Here is a 3,759-nt window from a genome sequence, read left to right as displayed (position 1 = left end):
CACGGCAGGTCCGAGGGGGTGCCGCTCTCGCGTGTTCCTCCGCAGCGTCAGGGGCGCTGCCACGCGGAGAGCGGGGGCAGGGGGGACCGGCCGACGTACCGGAAGCGTCTGGTCGTCACCGTGCCGGGCCGCCTTGCCGGCTGCTGCGGGCGTTCACCTCGGTCAGGGCGGGCCGGAGCTGATCCGTCACGGTCGCCGGGCGAACGTTCTCCCGGGAGGTGGTCCACTCGATGCCGCCACGGGGAGGGCGGAGGGAGTAGGGGCCGTCCCCCGCGTCCGTGCCGGTGTCCATGAGCACCCCGAGGGTTCCCGTGCTGGTGTCGAACACCAGGTCACCGACGCCGAGTTGGGGCTTTTGACGTTCCGTCGCTACGTTCTTCCCGGACATGGCCGCTCCTCTCCGTAGTGCTTCCACTACCGGGGGCCATCAGAGTGGCGTAGAGTCAGAACCCAATCAACGTGGCTTCACGGACGGGACAGTTGGGGGACAGATGGTGAACCGCAAGGAGCTGAACCCGGACGCATCGCCACAAGCGGCGTTCGGCGCACGTCTCCGCAGCTCACGCGAGGCGAAAGGCTGGACGCAAGAGGATCTGTCCCAACGCATGGGCACGTCCAGCGGCCACATTTCGGGCGTAGAGACCACCCGCAAAAAACCGTCCTTGCACTTTGCGAAGGCTGCTGACGCAGTTTTTGGCCTGACGGGGCTGGATGCCACGTTCGAACGTCAGTGGCACGAGATGCACAACGGCAGCTTGTTGGAAGGGTTCCCTGAGTACGTGGGGCACGAGGGGCGTGCGGCTGAGGTCCGGCTGTTTGAGTCGGGACTCATTCCCGGCCCGCTCCAGACCCGGGAGTACGCGCAGGCACTGGAAAACAGCACTGTTCAGCGAGGGGACATCACACCCGAGCAGGCCGTCGAGCGGGTCGAGTTCCTCATGGAGCGGCAAGCCGCGCTCTCGCGGACATCCCCGCCGATCATCTTCGTGGTGCTCGACGAGAGCTGTGTCCGTCGATCCATCGGCGGGCCCGCCGTAATGGATGCCCAGTTGGAGCGGTTGATCGAGTTCGCCAAGCAGTCGAACACATCGCTCCAGATCTCGCCGTTCGACATGGGCGAAAGGCAGCCGTTCAGTCGGTTGGTCCACCTTCTGACGATGGCTGACCGGTCCCTGATGTCCTACGTCGAGTCACAGACCCAGGGCCATCTCAACCGCGAACTGAACTCCGTTCTCCCGCTGATGAGGAATTACCATCAGCTACAGACCGAAGCGGCCTCTCAGGCGGAGTCAGTCACCATGATCGAACGGCTAAGAAAGGACATCTCGTGACGGCCTCAACCCATTCCCCCCCTCTCCACTGGGTCAAGTCTTCGTACAGCGGTCAGAACGGCGGCTCCTGCGTCGAGTGGGCCCCCACGCACGCGTCCGCTACCGGCATAGTCCCCGTGCGGGATTCCAAGCGCCCTGCCGGGCCGGTCCTCATGGTCACCCCTGCCGCATTCGCCGGACTGGTGACGCTGGCACGGACCGCCGGCCTTTAGGACCCGCACGACCCCGAGCCCCGTCGACTCCCGTCCTCCGGAGTCGGCGGGGCTTCCTCCTCGCGGCTGACTACGCGGACCGGGGGAGGACACCCCCCTCGGCTACAGGGTGAAGAACGTGCCCACAAGCACCACCGCCCCCACCCCCGCCGCCCCCCAAGCCAGCCGCGGCAGCCGCATCCCGCCGCCGATGAGCAGCGCGGCGAGGAGGAGGGCGCCGCCGAGGGGGAGCCAGGAGTGGAAGAGGCCGGCGGGGCCGCGGCGGACGAGTTCGGTGGTGCCGGGTTTGACGACGACGGAGAGGCGGGCGCCCTCTTTGGTTGCGACGGACTTGTCGATGGTGTACGCGGTACGGGGCGGGGAGGCCCCGGCGGGGTCGGTGGGCTCGTAGCGGCCGGAGCAGGTGGTGTCGTCGCACCGGGCGACGGTGAAGGCGCCGTGCTCGCGGCCCTTCGCGAGGATCACATGCTGGGCGGTGTCCCAGGAGGACCAGAAGCCGGCCACCAACACGAGCAGCGCGACGAGTCCGCTCGCCGCACGGCGACTGTAGTGGAGCATGTTGCTCATGGGGCGCGATCCTTGGGTATTCGACCGCGCCCGGTCAACTCATGGCCCGGACTTCGCCGGGACTGTCAGGAGTTGTACGTACTCTGGGCCCGCTCCAGCCCGTCGGACACGAGGGACTCCACCGCGTCGGCGGCGCGGTCGACGAAGTAGCCGAGTTCCTTGCGCTCCACCGAGGAGAAGTCCTTGAGGACGAAGTCGGCCACCTGCATCCGGCCGGGCGGGCGGCCGATGCCGAAGCGGACGCGGTGGTAGTCGGGGCCCATGGCCTTGGTCATGGACTTCAGCCCGTTGTGCCCGTTGTCACCGCCGCCGAGCTTCAGCCGGAGTGTGCCGTAATCGATGTCCAGTTCGTCATGGACGGCAATGATGTGCGCCGTATCGATCCGGTAGAAGTCGCGCAGGGCGGTGACCGGTCCGCCGGAGAGGTTCATGTACGACAGCGGCTTGGCCAGGACCACCCGGCGGCTCGCGGGGCCCGGGGGGCCGATGCGGCCCTCGACCACCTGGGCCTGGGCGCCCGGTGCGCGCTTGAACTTTCCGCCCATGCGCTCGGCGAGCAGGTCGGCGACCATGAACCCCACGTTGTGCCGGTTCGCGGCATAGCCGGGGCCCGGGTTGCCCAGGCCCACGATGAGCCAGGGGGCGTTCGCGTCGGTCGTCATACTGCGTCATCTCTCCCGTGTCTCACCCGTACGGACAGCCTGCCGCCGCCCGCGTTCCGTGCGGACAGTCTTCCGCCGCCCGCGCGGCAGGGCGCGGACGGCGGCTGAGGAACGGAGCGCGGGCGGGGCGATCGGACCGCGCCCCGGCGCTCCAGGGGCGATCAGACCTCGGCGGCCTCGTCGCCTTCGGCGCTCTCGCCACCGGCGGCGGGCTCCTCCGCCTGGGCGGCCAGGACCTGGAGGACGACGGCGTCCTCGTCCACGGCCAGGGTCGTACCGGCGGGCAGCGGGATGTCCTTGGCGAGCACGGACGCGCCGCCCTCAAGACCGGCGATGGAGACCGTGACGGACTCGGGGATGTGGGTGGCCTCGGCCTCGACGGGCAGCGTGTTGAGCACGTGCTCCAGGAGGAAGTTGCCCGGGGCCAGCTCGCCCTCGGTGAGCACGCGGATCTCGACGGTGACCTTCTCGCCGCGCTTCACGAGGAGCAGGTCCACGTGCTCCAGGAAGCCCTTGATCGGGTCGCGCTGGACGGCCTTGGGGATCGCCAGCTCGGTGTTGTGGCCCTCGATGTCCAGGGAGAGCAGAACGTTCGGGGTACGCAGGGCGAGCAGCAGCTCATGGCCCGGCAGCGTGATGTGGACCGGGTCGGTGCCGTGGCCGTACAGGACGCCGGGAACCTTGTTGTCGCGGCGGACGCGGCGGGCGGCGCCCTTGCCGAACTCGGTACGGACGCCGGCGGCGATCTTCACCTCGGACATGTGCACTCCTCGTATAGCAAGCAGATCTGGTGGTCACCCGGCCACGACAGCCTGCTACGAAGAGCGCGTCGATAACGGACCGCCGCACGGATATGTGCGGCCTCCCTCGCCGAGCAACTTCGACAGTCTACGCACGGCGGGCCCGCCCACCCAATCGATCAAGGGCAGCCGACCGCACCCTCAGGGCAGCGGTCGGGGCAGCGGTCAGGGCCGCACCCTCCCGGAG

6 protein-coding genes are annotated in these 3,759 nt (G+C 68.8%); 2 read left to right on the top strand and 4 right to left on the bottom strand.

The window, feature by feature from the left end; translation table 11 throughout:
* Positions 1–115: 115 nt before the first annotated feature.
* The gene (locus ACWF94_RS36075; protein WP_453498660.1) at positions 116–388 is read right to left on the bottom strand and encodes a hypothetical protein; all 273 of its coding nucleotides are present in this window, start codon (positions 386–388) and stop codon (positions 116–118) included.
* A gap of 103 nt (positions 389–491) precedes the next feature.
* Between ACWF94_RS36075 and ACWF94_RS36070 the strand changes: the two genes are divergently transcribed.
* Together ACWF94_RS36070 and ACWF94_RS36065 are read left to right on the top strand one after the other, a co-directional pair.
* A complete protein-coding gene (locus ACWF94_RS36070) occupies positions 492–1,331 on the top strand; it encodes a helix-turn-helix domain-containing protein (protein WP_453498658.1) in 840 nt (279 codons plus the stop codon).
* Positions 1,328–1,543, top strand: a complete 216-nt coding sequence (locus ACWF94_RS36065; RefSeq protein ID WP_453498655.1) for a DUF397 domain-containing protein — start codon at positions 1,328–1,330, stop codon at positions 1,541–1,543. The genes ACWF94_RS36070 and ACWF94_RS36065 overlap by 4 nt, the downstream gene beginning before the upstream one ends.
* A gap of 102 nt (positions 1,544–1,645) precedes the next feature.
* Here ACWF94_RS36065 and ACWF94_RS36060 read toward each other — a convergent pair whose 3' ends face one another.
* The 3 genes from ACWF94_RS36060 to ACWF94_RS36050 form a co-directional block, all read right to left on the bottom strand.
* Positions 1,646–2,110, bottom strand: a complete 465-nt coding sequence (locus tag ACWF94_RS36060) for a hypothetical protein (protein WP_453498652.1) — start codon at positions 2,108–2,110, stop codon at positions 1,646–1,648.
* Positions 2,111–2,175: 65 nt separating this feature from the next.
* Complete coding sequence (pth, locus tag ACWF94_RS36055; RefSeq protein ID WP_453498649.1) at positions 2,176–2,772, bottom strand: aminoacyl-tRNA hydrolase; 597 nt, start codon at positions 2,770–2,772, stop codon at positions 2,176–2,178.
* A 161-nt stretch (positions 2,773–2,933) separates the two neighbouring features.
* Positions 2,934–3,533, bottom strand: a complete 600-nt coding sequence (locus tag ACWF94_RS36050) for a 50S ribosomal protein L25/general stress protein Ctc (protein WP_453498646.1) — start codon at positions 3,531–3,533, stop codon at positions 2,934–2,936.
* Positions 3,534–3,759: the final 226 nt, after the last annotated feature.

The sequence above is a fragment of the Streptomyces sp. NPDC055078 genome, assembly GCF_053607985.1.
Note: the sequence above shows the minus strand (reverse complement) of the source record. Positions and strands in the feature narration are given on the sequence as shown.

What these genes read in the sequence shown, in the direction of transcription:
- ACWF94_RS36075 (WP_453498660.1), bottom strand. Translation starts at nt 388, where the DNA reads ATGTCCGGGAAGAACGTAGCGACGGAACGTCAAAAGCCCCAACTCGGC.
- ACWF94_RS36070 (WP_453498658.1), top strand. Translation starts at nt 492, where the DNA reads ATGGTGAACCGCAAGGAGCTGAACCCGGACGCATCGCCACAAGCGGCG.
- ACWF94_RS36060 (WP_453498652.1), bottom strand. Translation starts at nt 2,110, where the DNA reads ATGAGCAACATGCTCCACTACAGTCGCCGTGCGGCGAGCGGACTCGTC.
- pth (WP_453498649.1), bottom strand. Translation starts at nt 2,772, where the DNA reads ATGACGACCGACGCGAACGCCCCCTGGCTCATCGTGGGCCTGGGCAAC.
- ACWF94_RS36050 (WP_453498646.1), bottom strand. Translation starts at nt 3,533, where the DNA reads ATGTCCGAGGTGAAGATCGCCGCCGGCGTCCGTACCGAGTTCGGCAAG.